Genomic DNA, 18260 nt, shown 5'->3' with positions numbered 1-18260 from the left:
GAACACCGTCGGCCCCCGTGATGTTATGTAAGCGTGACTACCGACAACGCTGCTCTGACCATGTACACCACCAACTGGTGTGGATATTGCAAACGCCTCAAGATGGGCCTGAAGTCCGCCGGAATCGAGTGGGTGGAGATCGATATCGAGCAGGACCCGTCGGCCGCCGAGTTCGTCGGCAGTGTCAACGGTGGCAACCACGTGGTTCCGACCGTCAAGTTCGCCGACGGCAGCACCGCCACCAACCCGACGGTGGCCGACGTCCGCAAGAAGCTGGGCGTCTGACCTCCGCCCACCCGCGGTGAGTCAGCGCACCCCGGTCGCCGGCGTGTAGGCCCAGGCCCGGATCAGCGCGCTGGCGATCGAGATCGATCCGGGCAACCGCAACCGCGCGTTGTCGACGATCGGATCGCCGTCCGGACTCATCCAGTCCTGCTGGGCCTCAACCGCTTCGATCACCTCCGCCCGGCTGAACCACTCGGCTGCCGCGATCTCACCATCGATGAAGTCGAGTGGTTGGTCCGGGTCTGCGGTGACCTCGAAACCCACCATCAGCGACCGTGGGAACGGCCACGGCTGTGACCCGATGTACTGCGGATTCCAGGAGTCCAGACCGACTTCTTCGTGGACCTCGCGAAGCACACACTGTTCGAGCGACTCCCCGGGTTCGACGAATCCGGCCAGCGTCGAGAACCACCGCTCCGGCCATTGCTTCTGCCTGCCGAGCAGGATCTGATCACCGCCATCATGGACCACGGTGATGATCGCCGGATCGGTGCGGGGGAACTCCTCGCGACCGCTGATGACGTTGCGGCGGGCCCAGCCACCTTTGACCGGCTCGGTGTGGGCACCGTCGACCGGCGAGAACCGGGCTGTGTCATGCCAATTCAGTACCCCGAGCGCGGTCGAGAGGATCCCGGCCTCATTCGGTCCGAGCAACTGGGCACCGCGCCGCGGATCGTCCTTCGGTCCGTCGATGACATCGAACCGCATCGCCCACATGTCGTGGCCCTCATCGGGATGCAGGCCGAGGAACACCGCTTCCGGCGGAGGTTCGTCGTCGACGTCGACCGCCATGATCCAGCCGAGGCCGTCCTCCCCCACCGGATAACGTCCGGAGGGGTCGATCTGCAGCAGAAGTGCCCGCGCCCAGCCGTCCTTGAGTCGCTGATGGTCCTCGCGGATCTCGTCGGCACGGTCGTAGACCGCCTGCGACAGCATCGGGGGCTGTTCGAATTCAAAGCGCCGCACTGGTTTCCCTTCTCGAATCCCACTGTTCGGCCATCACCCCGCCGACCTCGGTGACGAGGGACGTGGCAGACCGTTCGGCACCGGCCCACCGTGAGGACCACACCCCACCATAAGGCCTCATCCGCCGTCGCCCGGACGGTGTCGACGGCTGACCGCCTCCGCGCCGGCACTGTCCGGGCTAGCTGATCTCGCCGCTGTCCTGCAGGACGGTCTCCTTCGCCTCCTGCACATCCGATTCCCCGTCCCGCGCCAGACGTGGGATCAGGCCGCCGGCCAGGACATCGGCGACCTGCCGCTCGGACAACCGGTGGCGCACCGTGATCGGGGCTCCCTTGGTGACGTTGTCGATGGTGAACGTGTCGCCGGTTTCGAGCGTCCTCCGCAGGTCGTCGACCCGCAGGACATCGGTCTGTTCGACCTTCTCGTAGTCGGCCGGATCGTCGAATTCGACTGCCAGGACACCAAAATTGGCGAGGTTCTGCCAATGGATACGGGCAAAGGACTTCGCGATGACCATGCGCACCCCCAGGTATCGAGGGGCGATGGCGGCATGTTCGCGGGATGACCCCTGCCCGTAGTTCTCGCCACCGACGATGATGTGCCCGGCCTCGCCGGCCTGCTGCGCGCGCTCGGGGTAGGTCTCGTCGATGCGGGTGAAGGTGAACATCGCCAGCTTGGGGATATTGGAGCGGTACGGGAGGGCTTTTGCGCCGGCCGGCGAGATCTCGTCCGTCGATATGTTGTCGCCGACCTTCAACAGGACCGGGGCCTCGAGTTCGTCGGGAAGATCATCGAGTTCGGGCAGGCTCGAGATGTTCGGCCCCTTCACGGGTTCGACCTGTGCCGCCTCATCGGCGTCGAGCGGCGGCACCAGCATGTCGGTGTTGATCGAATGTTGCCGGGGCAGATCCAGTGCCGGATGGTCCATCCCGACATCGGCGGCCCAGTCACGCGGGTCGGTGATGGTGCCGGTCAACGCGGAGGCAGCCGCCGTTTCGGGCGAACACAACCACACCGCGTCTTCCGTGGTGCCCGAGCGTCCGGGAAAGTTACGCGGCATCGTCCGCAGGGAGTTGCGTCCGGTCGCCGGCGCCTGTCCCATCCCGATGCAGCCCATACAGCCGGCCTGATGGATGCGGGCACCGGCGACGATGAGTTCGGTGGTCGCACCCATCTTCGTCAGATCGGTGAGGATCTCGCGCGATGTCGGGTTGATGTCGAAGCTGACCTGGGGCCCGGTCTGCCGGCCGGCGACCATCGCGGCGGCGATCGCGAAATCCCGAAGCCCCGGGTTCGCGCTCGACCCGATCACCACCTGCGAGACGTCCTCACCCGCGACCTCACGGACCGGCACCACGTTTCCCGGGGAGGACGGCTTCGCGATCAGCGGCACGATCTGCGAGAGATCTATGGTCTCCTCCACGTCGTACCCGGCGTTGTCGTCGGCGACCAGTTCAACCCAGTCATCGGCTCTGCCCTCAGCCCGCAAGAACTCCCGAACCACGTCGTCGCTCGGGAAAACACTGGTGGTGGCGCCGAGTTCGGCACCCATGTTCGCGATGACGTGGCGATCCATCGCGGTCAGGCCCGCCAGCCCCGGCCCGTGGTACTCGATGATCTTGTTCACGCCGCCATTGACGTCGTGGCGTCGAAGGATCTCCAGGATGACGTCTTTCGCCGAGCACCAGGGTGGCAGCTCACCGTCGAGCCGCACGCCCCAGATCTGCGGCATCCGAATGTTGAGGGGATGACCGGCAATCGCCAACGCGACCTCCAGACCGCCGACACCGATGGCGAGCATTCCCAGCGACCCCGCGGCCGGTGTGTGCGAATCAGATCCCACCATCGACTTGCCCGGTGCCCCGAACCGTTGCATGTGCGTCGGGTGGGAAACGCCGTTGCCCGGCTTGGAAAACCACAGACCGAACCGTTCGCACGCCGTCCGCAGGTATTCGTGGTCCTCGGCGTTCTTCTCATCGGTCTGCAGCAGATTGTGATCGACGTACTGCACGCTGACCTCGGTGCGGGCACGATCGAGACCGAGCGCCTCGAGTTCTTGCATCACCAGGGTCCCGGTGGCGTCCTGGGTCAGGGTCTGGTCGATGCGCAGGGCGATCTCTTCACCGGGCTTCGTGGACCCCGACACCCGATGCGACTCGATCAACTTCTGAGCAACATTTGCCGGCATGCGCAATCTCCCTACGATGCGGACCACGTCTCCGTTGAACGCCGGCGTCAGAGGCCGAGCGGAGGGTTGCGTACCGACACCGGTGGGCCGCTGGGCTCGACCCGGGTTCGCCAGAGGAGATCACAGTGCACTCGGATGTCCCAAGTCTTCCAGTCGATGTCGAATACCGCCGAGGGTTGACGAACCGCGTGGACACGAAAAATGTTGCCCAGAGGTTTAATATGCCAAAGCTTGGGTTAATCCAGCCGAACGCCGCAGAAACCTGGCCCCACAGCAGTGCTTGACGTTCAAGGGGAATCCGATATGGCCGTCACCGCAGGACAACACTTTCATTGGCCCTCACCATCGGGGCTGTCGGTCCTCATGCAAGTCATCGCCGTACGGCACCATCCGGTTTCGTTTGCCGAGGTGCAGCCACTCGCGGGCGGACAACGCTTCAGCCTGCCGCTGCGCCTCGTCGAACAGGCCACTGAATCCATGCCGCCCACCCCGTTGGCGTCGAACAGCTAGTCCGCGCTGCCCTGCCGGACGTACAGCAATCTGTCGCCCTGCTCGATCGCATCGACCTTGCTGTCGTCGACGCGGTGCAGCTTGCCGTCCCGCACCACACCGAGCACGATCTGCGGCAGGTGCCGCGGTGACCCGCCGTATTCATCGGGTTCGACATCCCGTTCGGCGATGGCGAATCCCTGGTCGGGCGTGAGGAGATCCTCGATCACCTCGACCACCGTCGGGGTGATCGTCGCCAGCCCGAGCAGACGGCCCGCGGTCTCCGAACTGACCACCACCGAATCGGCGCCCGACTGCTTCATCAGGTGGGTGTTCTCCGCCTCCCTGATCGAGGCGACGATCTTCGCCTTGGGGGCCAGTTCCCGTGCCGTCAAGGTCGCCAACACCGCGGTGTCGTCGCGGTTCGTCGCCACGATGATCGCCGACGCATGCTGGGTACCGGCCAGCCGGAGGACATCCGAGCGGGTGGCATCGCCGCGCACGGTGACCAGCCCCTTGGCCGCGGCGTTGTCGAGTACGGCCTGATCACCGTCGACAACGACGATCTCGGCGGGCTTCTGTCCGTCCGCGATCATCGCCTTCACAGCGGTCTTGCCTTTGGTTCCGTAGCCGATGACCACGGTATGGTTCCGCACCTTGTTCCTCCATCGCTGGATCTTGAGCGCCTGCCGCGACCGTTCGGTCAAGACCTCGAGGGTGGTACCGACCAACACGATCAGGAACATCACCCGCAACGGCGTGATGACGAGCACGTTGATCAGCCTGGCCGATGGCGTGTACGGCGTGATGTCACCGTATCCCGTCGTGGACAGGGACACCGTCGCGTAGTAGAGGCAGTCCAGGAACGACAGTGGGCTGTCCTGCACATCGCGGTAGCCGTCCCGGTCGAGATAGACGATGAACACCGCGGCAAACAACGCGGCCAGAGCAAAGACGACGCGGCGACTGATCGCCCGGCCCGGGCTCGACTGCATCTCCGGGATGCGGACCACACCGACCAGGGCGTGGTCGGGCATATCTGTCAGCTCATCGTCTTTGAACCGCCGGCGTAGCCGACCCGCAGCCATCTATCCGACCCACCTCTCGCCGCGACCTACCGGTTGCAGAGTTTGCGTACGCACAAAGTGGGACTGTAGTCCTATCAGCCGCCGGCGGTCATAACGACGGACAGGACGGGACATCATCAGGCATGGTGGAGGGATGACAGCAACCAGACAGAGCTTGCCGCAGTTGGCGTTTCCGGACTCGCAGAAGCTGGCCACCCGCATGGGCCTCGGACTGCTGGGTATGGGGACTCTGCATTTCGTCGCCCCGAAACCCTTCGACCAGCTGATTCCCGCTGAGTTGCCGGGCAGCGCTCGCGCTTACACGTATGGCTCCGGGGTGGTCGAGCTCGCGGTGGGCGCGGCGCTGCTCGCTCCCAAGACGCGCCGGTACGGCGGCCTGGCAGCCGCGGCGTTGTTCGTCGGTGTGTATCCGGGCAACATCAACATGGTCCGGCTGTACAAGAACAAGCCGTTGCCGCAGCGCGCCGTCGCGTGGGGCCGGTTGCCGCTTCAGGTTCCGATGATCTGGGCCGGGTGGCGGGTCTGGAAGTCCGCGCCGAAGCGATGAGTTCCTCAGGACGCACCCTTCTCCCGGCGGATCAGCGCGGCGAGCCGGGCCCGGTCCGGTAGGTCGCGCGGGCGCAGGGTCGAGTTCGACCGGACATAGTGGAATGCGGCCCGGACCTTCTCGAGGTCGGTGCCGGTCAGCTCCGCCCATGCCACCCGGTACGCGGCCAGCTGCACGAAGACCGAATGCTCCTGCGCCGGTGTCGGCTTCGCACCGGTCTTCCAGTCGACCACCGTGTACCCGCCGTCGGGTTCGGCGAAGACCGCGTCGATGCGTCCGCGGATGATGGTGTCGGCGATGACCGTCTCGAACGGCACTTCGACCTCGATCGGGTTACGGGCCGCCCAATCCGATCGCAGGAACGCCTCTCGCAAGACCTCGAGGTCGGCATCGGACCCGCCCTCGGCGTCGGCTGCGCCCGGCAACTCGTCGATGTCGAGAAGCCGGGTGGCACCGTATCGACGTTCCACCCACGCATGGAAGGCCGTACCCCGGCGCGCCAGCGGGTTCGGTTTGAACGGCAGTGGTCGGCGAAGGCGTCGGGCGAACGCATCTTCGTCCTTGTCGAGCTCGACCAACTGGCTCACCGAAAGGTGCTGCGGCATGGTCACTTCGATGTCGGAACCCAGGCCTTCGGACCGTTCGGTCAACAGCACCGCCAGATCGTTGGCCCATTCCCGGATCTGCGGATCACCCTCGTCGACCTCGGAGCCCGATGCGGTGTCGGTCTCCTCCCCCATGTCGAACAGCGCGGGTTCGCCGCGCGCACGCAACGCCGCCCGGACCAGGTCGGCTCCGCGCTCGGTGCCCGGTCGCCGCGGCCCCAGCGGATCAGCGGGCCAGGGCGCCCCGGCCGCCAGCATCGCCAGCGGATTCTCGGCCCCCTCTTGGGGCTCGGCGGCCCACTGCGCGATGGTCAGTCCCGGTGCGCCGTCCGGCGACGTCTCGATCAATTGCTGCGCGATGTCATGGAGTTCGGTCAGGAACACCGACGGCCCCTTGGGTTTGTCACCGGCGGCCGACCAGTGGTGCCCGCTGATGATCAGCGCCCGTTTGGTTCTGGTCAGTGCCACGTACAGGAGCCGGCGGTCCTCTTCGAGCTTGCGTCCGCGCAACGCTTCTTGGTGCGCTTCGATCGACTCCTCGAGTTCCTTGCGGTTCTCCAGCCCGTCGAGCACCAGCGGCGGAAAGCCTTCACCTTCAGACGAATCCGCGAGGTCACCGCGCAATTCGGCGGGCAGTTCCCGGGCGCTCTTGAGCCAGGTGCCCTCGGCCTTGCCGCCGGGGAAGATGTTGGTACACAGGTGTGCGATCACCACGACGTCCCACTCGAGCCCCTTGGCCGCATGCACGGTCAGGATCTGCACCCGGTCCTCGGCGATCTCGACCTTGCCGGGCTCGAGCCCCTTCTCGATGTCGGCCGCCGATGCCAGGAACGCCAGCAGCCCGGGCAGGGTGGCCGCGGAACGCTCCGCATAGTTCGCGACATATTCGGCGAAGGCGTCGAGATGTTCGCGCCCGGTGATGTTGCCGCGCAGTCCCCGTGCCCGGATCTGCGCCTCGACATCGACGCCGGTGACCCGCTCGACCTCGGCGACCAGTTCGGGCAGTGGCCCGCCCATCCGTGCCCGCAGCACCGACAATTGGTGTCCGAGCAGTTTGATCCGGCGGTAGCCGTCCGGCGAATAGCGCGCCGCCGGACCGGGATCGGCGAGGGCATCGCCCAACCCCGCCTGATCCACCGTCTCCGACGGGACCGCCGAGTCGAGCGCGCGGTCGAGCTCTTCGAGACTGGTCATGGTGCCCGACACGGCATTTGCGCCGGCGGCCAGATCCCGCGCCCGCGCCCAGAGCGCGGCGAGATCCCGGGCGCCGATGCGCCAGCGGGGTCCGGTGAGCAACCGGACCGCGGCGGTACCCGCCATCGGGTCGGACATCAGCCGGAGCATCGCGACGACGTCCTGGACCTCGGGCACGCCGAGCAACCCGCCGATGCCGACGACCTCGGCGGCGATCCCTCGATCGGCGAGCTGCGCGGCCAACGGTGCCGAATCCTGGTTGCGCCGCACCAGGATCGCCACGGTCGGCGGTTTGCCGTCGGCCTGGTTGTACTCGCGCTCGATCTGATCGACGATCCAGGTGCGTTCATCGGCAACGGTGTCGGTGAGCGCCATGTCGATGGTTCCGCGCGGGGCGTCGACGCGGGGCCGCAGGATGCTCACCGGAACACCCCGTCGACGCAGTTCTTCGGAGGCGGCGTTGGCCATGTCGAGGGCGTGGCGCGCGTTGCGCCAGCTGGTGAGCAGTTCCAGGCGCGGCGCCTGGGTGCCGTCACTGCACCGGAAGTCCGTGGTGAACCGGGGCAGATTGGCGGCCGAGGCACCACGCCACCCGTAGATGGACTGGATCGGGTCACCGACTGCGGTGACCGCGATCCCGGCGCCGGCGAGAACCCCGCGCGGCGTTCCGAACAGTTGCGAGAGCAACACCCGCTGCGAATGCCCGGTGTCCTGGTACTCGTCGAGGAGCACGGCCCCGATCGCGGCCCGTTCCGCCTGGGCGACTTCCGGATGCGCGGTGACAAGCTTGGCCGCCAGCGACATCTGACTGCCGAAGTCGAGCACGTTCGCATCCATCATCGCCTGACCGAGCGCCGCCACCAGTGGCACCAACTGCCGGCGTTCATCGATCGCGGCCTGGATGTCGCGCAACTTCGCCGGCGGTGTCGGTTTCTGCCGCCCGACCGGTGGCAGTGTGTCGATCAACCGGTAGAGGTCGTCGCCTGCGGCCGCGAGTTGTTCGAGGTCTACCAGGTGCTCGGCCAGCTCTCCGTACAGCTTGAGCACCGATTCCGTCACTCCGCCCGGCGTTTTGGGGGTGTCGAGATCCTCGGACCAGCCGCCGACCACCGAGAACGCGAGTTGCCACAGCTCCGTTTCGCTGAGCAATCTTGCGGACGGTTCCACCGGCAGGAGCAGACCGTAGTCGGCGATCAACCGGCCCGCATACGCGTGATAGGTGCTGACCTGCGGATCGGCCGAGCGCAATTTGACGCGCAGCTCACCGTCGGGATCCCAGCGTGACATCGCCGACGAACCGGCCAGCATCGACAACCGGCGCCGGATCCGCGCGGCCAGCTCCTGTGCGGCCTTTCGGGTGAAGGTCAGGCCCAGGACCGCGTCGGGCTCGACCAGGCGGTTGGCGACCAGCCAGACCACGCGGGAGGCCATCGTCTCGGTCTTGCCCGCCCCGGCACCGGCCACCACCAGCACCGGTTCCAGCGGCGCCTCGATGACCTCGACCTGCTCATCGGTCGGGGGCGGCTGATCCAGCGCACCGGCCAGCACCCGCGCGGAAATCCTTGTGTGCACGGCAGTTTCAGCCATCGGTCACCATTCGTCCGTCGAGTTGGGCGGGACAGCTCGCGGTCAGCGGACAGTGCCCGCAGCCCTCGTTGATCGTCGCCTCGAAGCTGGGCCCGATGCTGCGGTAGGCCGCCGACCGGACCACGGCCAGCCACTGATCGATCTGCTCCTCGGTCAGCGGGTCCTGATTGCGTTGGGCCGCACCGGTCTTGCCGTTGGCGTTGTTGACGTAGACCAGTGTCCCGCCGCCCGGTTCGACGTTGCCGAGCTCGGGGACCCCGCCCAGTGCCAGCGCCAGTTGGTAGGTGGCCAGCTGCGCATGGTCCTGTCCGGCTGCCACCGAGATCGTGTTCTTGCCGGTCTTGACGTCGACGACCACCGGGCGGCCCTTGCTGTCGGCCTCGAGCCGGTCGATGCGCCCACGCAGGCGCACTTCCGGGACGTCGATCACCTCACCGTCGGCACCGGTCACCTTCGCCGGTTCCACCCGGGCATCGACGTCTATCTCCACGGCCACCTCGGTCAATCCCTCTCGGGACATCTTCAGCCACTGCCGGAAGTTGGTCAGCATCTCCTCGGTGCGCTCGAGTTCACGGCGCGAGAACCAGGGCGCGCCGACGTCGACCTGATCCCAGACCCGCCGCAGGGACGCGGTGACGTCTTCCGGCGGGATCTTGCCTGCCACGGCCTGCACGAGGGTGTGCACCAGCGTTCCGGCGACCGCCGGACGCGAGTCCCCGTCGCGACCGCCGTAGCGCTCGAGCATCCAGCGCAGCGAACAGGTCCCCAGTGATTCGACGCTCGAGGGTGACAGGGTCAGCGGACCCGACGACTCGGACCAGAGCGGCTCGGTGCTGCTCGGTCCGGCCAGCCCGTACCACTGGTCGGGATGCGCGCCGGGCACACCCGCGTCGGCCAGTTCGGCCAGCATCTCGGCGGCGGCCTGCGTCCGCGGATCGTCCTGGTCGCTGCTGTCGCAGACCTGGGCCCGCAGTTCGGCGACCAGCGACGACAACGAAAGCACCCGTCGCAGACCCGGTTCGACGGGAAGCTCCAGTTCGGGTTCGTCCTCGTCGGCGCCGGCCACGACCGCCGCCAGTTCACCGATGAACCGGGACGGCGCCGCGTCACCACTGCCGTCGTCGACCGCGCTGACCATCAACCGGCGACGGGCCCGGCTGCAGGCGACCAGCAACAGCCGCCGCTCCTCGGCCAACGCGACCGCGGTACGCGAGATGGTGTCGATCGCATCGGCCGACACTCCGTCGAGCAGGTCGACGAGCTGACCGGTACCGAGGATGCTGCCGCGGCTGCGCAGACTGGGCCACAGGCCGTCCTGCACGCCGGCCACCGCGACCACATCCCATTCACGACCGGCGGCGGCATGCGCCGAGAGCACCGTCACCGAATCGGACGAGGTCTGGGCCATCCGCGATTCGGTGGGGATCTGCAGGGCGCTGAGGTAGTCGATGAATCCGCCGAGGGTGGCCGCGGGCAAGCTGTCGGCGAAGTTGGCGGCGGCGTCGAACAGCGCCACCATCGCATCGAGGTCCCGGTCCGCCTGTGCACCGCCGGGACCGTGGTCGCGGCGCATCACCTGATTGGCCCAGCGCGGCCCCAATCCGCTTGCCTGCCAGGCCTCCCACAGGATCTCCTCGATGCTGCGACGGCTCGCCGCCGCCGTACGCGCCGCCCGGATGACCGTCAGCACCCGCACCAGCGGCTGCTTCTCGGCGTCGGTCAATCCACCGAGGTAGTGCTCGACGTCGATGGCGGGCCGGTCGCCATCGGAATCCGAACCCTGGGCGGCGGGGCGGGCGCTGACCAGTTCGGCGATCACGGTGGCCGAATCACGGTCGCGGGAGGACTCGGTCTCGACCCGCCGCACGCCGCGTCGCAGGCGCCGCAACGCCGCCGGATCGGCACCGCCGATCGGACCGGACAGCAACTCCAGTGCCGCGTCGGGGTCCAGGGGCGTCTCCACCGCACGCAGCGCCAGCAACATGGCCGACACCGAACGGGCCAGGGCCAGCGGTATCTCACTGGCCGGGGTCATCACCGGCACACCGGCCGACCGCAGGGCCCGGCGCAGCGGTGCCATCGCCCGGGGAACCGACCGCACGATCACCGCCATCTGCGACCACGGCACGTCGTCGTAGAGGTGGGCGCGGCGCATCATGTCGGCGATCGCGGTGGCTTCCTTCGCGGCCGAGCCGTAGATGCGGACCACCGGGGGCGGGGCGTCGGGATGATCGGCTTCCGACTTACGCCGGCGGCGGCCCGGCAGCCGGGCCGCGATGGAACCGCCCAGATTGCTGATCGGCGCGGTCGACCGGAAGTTGTTGTCCAGCAGGATGTCCCGCTCGGGGTCGTCGAGTTCGTCGAGAAACCGCGCGCTGGCACCGCGGAAACCGTAGATCGACTGGTCGCCGTCGCCGGCGACCACGGCCTGCCGGGTCCCGGCGCCCACCAGCTTGATCAGGGTGGCCGCCTGCGGGTCGAGGTGCTGGGCGTCGTCGATCAACAGGTACCGCACCCGGGCGCGCTCGCTGCGCAGCAGTTCCGGGTCGGTGGCGAACGCGGTCAACGCCGACCCGACCAGCTCGGCCGCATCCACCGCGGGGGCCGTGGCCTGCGGGGCCTCCAGCCCGACCGCGCCGCGCAGCAGACCACTCTGCTCGTACTGGCGGTACGCCCTGCCCACCGCCTGCCATTCCGGGCGGCGATGGGTGCGACCCAGCGCGATCAGATCTTCGGGACCGACGCCCCGTTCGGCGGCGCGCATCATCATGTCGCGCAGGGCCTGGGCAAAACCGTTGGTGCCCAATGCCGGCCGCAACCGATCAGGCCAGTACTCGGCGCCGTCCTCGATGTCGCCGGCGAGCAGTTCGCGCAGCACGGCATCCTGTTCGGCTCCGGTGATCAGCCGCGGCGGCGGGTTGTCGTGGGCGGCGGCCTGCAGACGCAAGACAGCGAACGCGTAGGAGTGCAGGGTACGGACGATCGGCTCACGAGTGGCCCGCGGCGTCCGCGCCGGACCCGTGCCCGTCGACAGCAATCGGGAGGTGATCTGCTCACGCAGTTCGGTGGCCGCCCGCCGACTCGAGGCGAGTACCAGGATCGATTCGGGGTCGGTGTCCGGGTCGGACAGTCGCGCCACGGCGATGTCGACGATCAGGGACGTCTTGCCGGTGCCCGGACCACCATGAACCCGGTAGGGGCGGAACTGCCCGGTGGCGGTGAAGTCACCGTCGATGAGCGCCTGTACGTGGGAAGGCCAGGTGCGTGGGAGCGCAGCGGCGATCGGCGCGGATACCAATCGCGTGGTCAATGCGGGCACGCACACGTCCTTTCTCTCGACTGTGGTCGATGGTGTCATGTGCCTCCGACAGCCGGCGAAGGCCCGCAGGCAGAACGCCGGGCCGTCAGGCAAGATTGCGGCCATGTCTGCACTCAATGTGGAACTGTTCGGACCCGTCGACGGCCCGCCCGTGCTGGCACTGCACGGCCTGACCGGCCACGGCAAGCGCTGGGCCGATCTCGCCGACGCCCTGCCGAACGCCCGGATCGTGGCACCGGACCTCCTGGGCCACGGTTTCTCGCCGTGGACCCCGCCGTGGTCGATTCAGGCCCAGGTCTCGGCGCTGCGCGAGGTCGCCGACGAGTACATCGACGGACCGATGGTGGTCGTGGCCCATTCCTACGGCGGGGCGCTGGCGTTGCATCTGTCACAGGCGCTCGAAGACCGGATCCGGTCGATGGTGTTGCTGGATCCGGCCATCGGGCTCGATCCGCAATGGCTGCAGGAGGTGGCCGAGAGTTACCTGTCGCACTACGACTACCCCGACGAGGCCGCGGCCCGTGAGGAGAAACTCGGCGGATCGTGGTCCGAACTCGCTCCGGAGATCCTCGATCGAGAGATCGCCGATCACCTGATCCCGGTCGGCGATCGGGTGAACTGGCGCATCAACCCGGCGATGGTCGTCGCCACCTGGGGCGAGCTGAGCCTCCCGTTTGTGCTTCCTCCCACGGGCATACCCGTCGACCTGGTGCAGGCGATGCGCGTGCAGCCGCCCTATGTCACCGCCGAGTTCCGGGCGGCGCTTGCCGAGCAGCAGGGTGATCTGCTGACCGTGTTCGAAGAGGACTGCGACCACATGGTCCCGTTTTCCCGAGCCGAGCTGACCGCCGACCTGGTCGCCCGCGCGCTCGCCCGCGACTGACATGGCGGCGGTGACGGAAGAACAGGTCGAACGGGTTCGCGAGATCGTGGCCGCGGTGCCGGCGGGCAAGGTGGCCACCTATGGCGATGTGGCCGCGGCTGCCGGATTGTCCAGCGCCCGCATCGTCGGATGGATCATGCGCACCGATTCGGCGGATCTGCCCTGGCACCGCGTCATCGCGGTCAGCGGTCGTCCCGCGCCCCATCTACGGACCGGTCAACTCGAACGCCTTCAGGCCGAAGGCGTTCGAGTCTTCGATGGCCGAGTCGACATGAAAACCGCCCGACAACCGCTCCCCTAACCCGATAATGTGCCCTTTTGGCGAACAAAAGCCCAGGTCAGCGCCGCCAAAAGGGCACATCATCGGGGGGCGACAGGGATCCGGACCGAGCGCATGCGGCGGACGACGAGGTCGACGACTCGGGGGTCGGCGCCCAGTGGCGCGCCGACACCATCAGCCCCGGCCCCGGCCAGTCGATCATGAAAAAGCCCATGCGCCAACAGATATGAGGCAATGAAGACCCGGCGGCCGGTCTTTGCCCGGGTCTGCGCGACGACGTCGGCGATCGAGGGCTGCGCAGTGGCGACATAACCCACCGGCACCCGCTCGCCGAGCATCGAACCGAGTAGGTTCGCCTCCCGGCGCACCTGGCCGAGCGCATAGGCATCGGATGATCCCGCAGCCGCGAGCACCACCGAATCACCACGCTTCCAACCACATTCGGCCAGGCGCTGGGCCAGCACCCGGGCGAGTTCGGGATCGGGCCCCAATGCCCGGGACACCGTGGTGGCGCGATGGCCGCTGGCCACGACGTGTTCGGGAAGATCCTGCCGGACGTGATAGCCCTCCGCGAGGAACGCCGGGACCACCACCGCCGGTCCGTCGACGCCGGACAACACTTCCGACGGCGACGGTCCGAGCACGTCCACGAATGCCACCCGGGTCCGGCCGATCTGCGCCGAGACCTTGTCGGCCAGATCCGCGATCATCGCCACCCCGTGTTCAGATCGTGTTCCATGGGCAACCAGGATGGGCTGCGCACCAAGACGATTGATCGTCATGCGTTCTCGCCCTCCTCGTATTCGAGATCGATCGACAACCGGTATCCGCGTTTCACCACGGTTTGGATCATGCGTGAGTCGCCCAGCCCGGCCCGCAGCCTGGCCATCGCGGTCTCGACCGCATGGGTGTCCCCGCCCCCACCGGGCAACTGCGTCAACAGTGCCTGCCGCGAGACCACCCGGCCCGGGTTCTGCGCCAGCGCCTTGAGCAAGGTCAGCCCGGCAGGCGACAGCGGCCGCAGCTCACCGTCGACCAGGACCGCCCGGCTCCGAATACTCATGTCATGCCCGGCAACCCGCATGGTGGGCACCCGGCGCGGCATCTCCTCGGCGATGTGCCGGGCCAACGCTCCCAACCGGAACCGCCCCGGCCTCGACTTCGGAACCTTCAGTGCGGCAAGCGGTCCCGCGGTAACCGGCCCGACGCACATCACCGCGACATCCGAGCGCAGTGCTGCGAGCAGATCGTCGAGGCGACCGGTGTCGTGCGCCCGGCCGAGCATCGAGGCCGCCGCAGGTGCACTGGTGAACGAGACGGCATCGATGTCGAAGTTGATGATCTGCGAGATCATCTGATCGAGATCCGTCGTGTCGTTCGGTGGCAACCACCGGTACACCGGAATCGCGAGCACTTCGGCCCCGGCCTCCCGGAGCACCTCACAGAAGTCGGGCAACGGTTCCCACTCGGTGGTCGCGCCATGCAACTGGACACCGACGCGAACACCGTCGACCCCTTCGGCGAGCAGGTGCTCGAGTACCTCGCTCGACGATTCGCTCGGCGGCGACCATTCCTCGTGCAGGCCACCGGCCCGGATCGCGCCCTTGGCCTTCGGACCTCGGGCCAGGACCCGGGACCGGCCCAATGCCTCGACGAGCGTCTCGGCCATCCCCCAGTCCTCTGCTGCCTCCAGCCACCCCCGGAACCCGATACCCGTTGTGGCGACGACGATCTCGGGTGGATCGGCAACAACATTCTCGGTCGCCGCCCGCAATTCCGCGTCGTCGGCGAGTGGAATGATCTGAATGGCCGGCGCCCGCTCGATCACCGCACCACGTCGCTCCAGCAGAGCCGCGAACTCATCGGCCCGGCGCGCCGCCGTGATCCCGATGGTGAAGCCGGTCAACGGGCCTGTTTCACCCTGCGTGCGACGACCCGAACTCACAACGCCTCCATGTGTCACGCTATCGCGGCCGAACCTGTACCAGGCCGGCGTGTTGCCGTACTTCATAGACGGGCAACCATACATTCTCATCACCCAAGCAGCGTCCGTCGACCAGGGAGAACACCTGCTTGAGCAGGGGTGAAGCGACGGTGGGTTCACCGTCGCGGTCACCGACCAGTCCGCGCGACATCACTGCCGCATGCCCGAACGGGTCGATGTTGTCCACGGCGTAGAGCGTGCCGTCGACCATCCGGAACAGCGCCACCTGCGCGCCGCCCGGAAGCAGGACCGCGACCCCGAAGCCCGGGACGAGCCGGTCGAAGGGGCAGGCCGCGGTCCAGGTTGTGTCGAGCGCATCGACGCGGGTGTCATCGACGAGACTCATCGTGTGCTTCCTCCGTTCCCCGGCGGACTGCGCCGGGCTGCGGTGTCCCCAAGAGTACCGGCACCTTGCGTCCGCCACTCTCCGAGAAATCAATGGTGGGATCGGGCTGTTCGGGCGCGTTCACAAAGGACACGAAGCGCGCCAGTTTGTCCTCGTCCTCGAGCACACCCGCCCACTCGTCCTTGTATCCGGCGACGTGTGCTGCCATCGCCGCCTCCAGCTCGGCGGCGATACCGAGACTGTCTTGACACACAACCTCTTTGAGATGTTCCAGGCCACCTTCGAGCGACGCGAGCCACGGCGCCGTGCGTTGCAGCCGATCGGCGGTACGGATGTAGAACATCAGGTAGCGATCGATGTACTTGACCAGCGTCTGATCATCGATCCCCGAGGCCAGCAATTGCGCGTGCACCGGACTCTGGCCGCCGTTGCCACCGACATAGAGGTTCCAGCCGTGCTCGGTGGCGATGATGCCGACGTCCTTGCCGCGGGCCTCGGCACACTCCCGGGCGCAACCGGAGACTCCGAACTTCAGCTTGTGCGGCGATCGCAGTCCGCGATAACGGTTTTCGAGGTCGACGGCCATCCCCACCGAATCCTGGACGCCATACCGACACCAACTGGTGCCGACACAACTCTTCACCGTCCGCAGACTCTTCCCGTAGGCATGTCCGGATTCCATCCCGGCATCGACCAGCCGTTTCCAGATGAGCGGCAACTGTTCGACCCGGGCACCGAACAGGTCGATCCGCTGACCGCCGGTGACCTTGGTGTAGAGATCGAAGTCCTTGGCGACCTGTCCGATCACGATCAGCTGATCGGCGGTCACCTCGCCGCCGGGCATCCGCGGGACGACCGAGTAGGTGCCGTTCTTCTGCATGTTCGCCAGGAATCGGTCGTTCGTATCCTGTAGCGCCACCTGCTCATCCGAGAGGATGTGGTCGCTCGAGGTCGATGCCAGGATGGATGCGACGGTGGGTTTGCAGATCTCACAACCCAGCCCGGACCCGTGCTTGGCGACGAGTTCACTGAACGTGCGGATGCCGGTCGCCTGCACGATCTCGAAGAGCTCGGCCCGCGAATGTGAGAAGTGCGCGCACAGCGACTTCGAGATCGCGACACCCGAATCGGCCAGCAACCGGGTGATCGACGGCACACATCCGCCACAGGTGGTGCCGGCCTTCGTGCAGGCCTTGACCGCCTCGACGTCTTGCGCACCATGTGCGATCGCGCCGCAGATGGTCCCCTTGTCGACCCCGTTGCACGAACAGATCTCAGCACTGTCGGGCAAGGCGGACAGGCCCACGCCCTCACCGGCCGCCGGAGCGATCAGCGCCGCCGGGTCGCCGGGTAACGGACTCCCGACCATCGGCTTGAGCAAGGCGTACTGCGTGGCGTCACCGACGAGCACACCACCGAGGAGGGTCTTCGCGTCGTCGCTGACAACAACTTTGGAATAGGTTCCGGCCACCGGGTCGTTGAAGACGACCTCCAGGCAGCCCGGCGTGGCACCCATCGCGTCACCGAAACTCGCGACGTCGACCCCGAGGAGCTTGAGCTTGGTCGACATGTCCGCGCCGGCGAACTCCGACCGGCCCCCGAGCAGCCGATCCGCGACCACCTCGGCGGTGCTGTAGCCCGGCGCCACCAGCCCGTAGCAGCGACCGTCCACCGCCGCGACCTCACCGATCGCGTAGATGTCCGGATCATCGGTGCGGCAACTGCTGTCGACGAGAACCCCGCCCCGCTCCCCGACCGCGAGATCGGCGTCCCGGGCGAGCTGGTCGCGTGGTCGCACTCCGGCCGAAAAGACCAGCAGCGCAGCGTCGTCGATGGTGCTCTCGTCGGAGAGTGTGATGTTCAGGCGACCACCGTCGACCTGTTCGATGGCCGCGGTCCCCACCCCCGTGTGGACGGTGACCCCGAGTTCTTCGACCAGGTTCGCCAGCAGCGCCCCGCCACCGATGTCGACCTGCAGCGGCATCAGCCGCGGCGCGAACTCGACGACATGTGGCCTGAGTCCGAGGAGTTTGAGCGCGTTCGCCGCCTCGAGGCCGAGCAGTCCGCCACCGACCACAACGGCCGTCGCTCCGGCCGGGGCGGCCTCGGCGGCGGCCCGGATCCGGTCGAGGTCGGTCAGTGTGCGATAGACGAAGCAGTTCTCGGAGTCCTTGCCGGGGACCGGTGGCACAAAGGGATACGAACCCGTGGCCAGGACCAGCGCGTCGAAGACCACACTGGAATCGTCGTCCAGGACGGCGGTGCGGGCGACCCGATCGATCCGCTTCACCGATCGGCCCAGGAGCAGGGACACCAGCGGGTCTCCCGGATAGGTGTTGCCGTCCAGTGCCAACGCCTGTGGGTCCCACTTGTTCACGTAGGACGACAATCCCACGCGATCGTAGGCCGCGGTGGGTTCCTCACAGACCACCACGACCCGCCACTGATCTGTGACGTCGCGCTGACGCAGTTCTTGCACAAAGCGATGGCCGACCATCC

14 protein-coding genes are annotated in these 18260 nt (G+C 67.4%); 5 read left to right on the top strand and 9 right to left on the bottom strand.

What is annotated here, in order from left to right; translation table 11 throughout:
• Positions 1–60 precede the first annotated feature (60 nt).
• The gene (locus tag AC51GR_RS04475) at positions 61–285 is read left to right on the top strand and encodes a mycoredoxin (protein WP_496324083.1); all 225 of its coding nucleotides are present in this window, start codon (positions 61–63) and stop codon (positions 283–285) included.
• Positions 286–306: 21 nt separating this feature from the next.
• On the opposite strand, the gene nudC is transcribed toward AC51GR_RS04475, so the two are convergent.
• Positions 307–1251, bottom strand: a complete 945-nt coding sequence (nudC, locus tag AC51GR_RS04470) for an NAD(+) diphosphatase (protein ID WP_496323416.1) — start codon at positions 1249–1251, stop codon at positions 307–309.
• Between the two features lie 178 nt (positions 1252–1429).
• The gene (locus AC51GR_RS04465) at positions 1430–3439 is read right to left on the bottom strand and encodes an aconitate hydratase (protein ID WP_496323415.1); all 2010 of its coding nucleotides are present in this window, start codon (positions 3437–3439) and stop codon (positions 1430–1432) included.
• Positions 3440–3742: 303 nt separating this feature from the next.
• Here AC51GR_RS04465 and AC51GR_RS04460 point away from each other — a divergent pair, with 303 nt between their 5' ends.
• Complete coding sequence (locus tag AC51GR_RS04460; protein ID WP_496323414.1) at positions 3743–3949, top strand: hypothetical protein; 207 nt, start codon at positions 3743–3745, stop codon at positions 3947–3949.
• On the opposite strand, the gene AC51GR_RS04455 is transcribed toward AC51GR_RS04460, so the two are convergent.
• Positions 3946–5016: a potassium channel family protein gene (locus AC51GR_RS04455; RefSeq protein ID WP_496323413.1), complete on the bottom strand. Its 1071-nt coding sequence runs from the start codon at positions 5014–5016 to the stop codon at positions 3946–3948. The two genes, AC51GR_RS04460 and AC51GR_RS04455, sit on opposite strands and share 4 nt — an antisense overlap.
• Before the next feature lie 133 nt (positions 5017–5149).
• On the opposite strand from AC51GR_RS04455, the gene AC51GR_RS04450 reads away from it, so the two are divergent.
• Positions 5150–5563 carry a DoxX family protein gene (locus tag AC51GR_RS04450; protein WP_496323412.1) on the top strand — a complete coding sequence of 138 codons (414 nt, stop codon included), beginning with the start codon at positions 5150–5152 and terminating at the stop codon, positions 5561–5563.
• Between the two features lie 5 nt (positions 5564–5568).
• On the opposite strand, the gene AC51GR_RS04445 is transcribed toward AC51GR_RS04450, so the two are convergent.
• Together AC51GR_RS04445 and AC51GR_RS04440 are read right to left on the bottom strand one after the other, a co-directional pair.
• Positions 5569–8949 carry an ATP-dependent helicase gene (locus AC51GR_RS04445; protein ID WP_496323411.1) on the bottom strand — a complete coding sequence of 1127 codons (3381 nt, stop codon included), beginning with the start codon at positions 8947–8949 and terminating at the stop codon, positions 5569–5571.
• Entirely contained in the window at positions 8942–12307 is a 3366-nt protein-coding gene (locus AC51GR_RS04440) for an ATP-dependent helicase (RefSeq protein ID WP_496323410.1), read from the bottom strand. Before AC51GR_RS04440 ends, AC51GR_RS04445 begins: the two co-directional genes overlap by 8 nt.
• Before the next feature lie 64 nt (positions 12308–12371).
• On the opposite strand from AC51GR_RS04440, the gene AC51GR_RS04435 reads away from it, so the two are divergent.
• Together AC51GR_RS04435 and AC51GR_RS04430 are read left to right on the top strand one after the other, a co-directional pair.
• Positions 12372–13151: an alpha/beta fold hydrolase gene (locus AC51GR_RS04435; protein WP_496323409.1), complete on the top strand. Its 780-nt coding sequence runs from the start codon at positions 12372–12374 to the stop codon at positions 13149–13151.
• Position 13152: 1 nt separating this feature from the next.
• The gene (locus AC51GR_RS04430; RefSeq protein ID WP_496323408.1) at positions 13153–13452 is read left to right on the top strand and encodes an MGMT family protein; all 300 of its coding nucleotides are present in this window, start codon (positions 13153–13155) and stop codon (positions 13450–13452) included.
• Positions 13453–13511: 59 nt separating this feature from the next.
• On the opposite strand, the gene AC51GR_RS04425 is transcribed toward AC51GR_RS04430, so the two are convergent.
• The 4 genes from AC51GR_RS04425 to nirB are packed head-to-tail and all read right to left on the bottom strand — an operon-like array spanning position 13512 to position 18258.
• The gene (locus AC51GR_RS04425; protein ID WP_496323407.1) at positions 13512–14213 is read right to left on the bottom strand and encodes a sirohydrochlorin chelatase; all 702 of its coding nucleotides are present in this window, start codon (positions 14211–14213) and stop codon (positions 13512–13514) included.
• Complete coding sequence (locus AC51GR_RS04420) at positions 14210–15376, bottom strand: uroporphyrinogen-III synthase (protein ID WP_496323406.1); 1167 nt, start codon at positions 15374–15376, stop codon at positions 14210–14212. Before AC51GR_RS04420 ends, AC51GR_RS04425 begins: the two co-directional genes overlap by 4 nt.
• A 19-nt stretch (positions 15377–15395) precedes the next feature.
• Positions 15396–15761 (bottom strand): nitrite reductase small subunit NirD, encoded by a 366-nt coding sequence (gene nirD / locus AC51GR_RS04415; protein WP_496323405.1) that lies wholly within the window; start codon positions 15759–15761, stop codon positions 15396–15398.
• Positions 15745–18258 carry a nitrite reductase large subunit NirB gene (gene nirB, locus AC51GR_RS04410; RefSeq protein ID WP_496324082.1) on the bottom strand — a complete coding sequence of 838 codons (2514 nt, stop codon included), beginning with the start codon at positions 18256–18258 and terminating at the stop codon, positions 15745–15747. Before nirB ends, nirD begins: the two co-directional genes overlap by 17 nt.
• Positions 18259–18260 lie beyond the last annotated feature (2 nt).

Source organism: Williamsia sp. z71 (assembly GCF_059553375.1).
The sequence above is the reverse complement of the archived record's forward strand: the minus strand, read 5'-3'. Positions and strand labels throughout refer to the sequence as shown.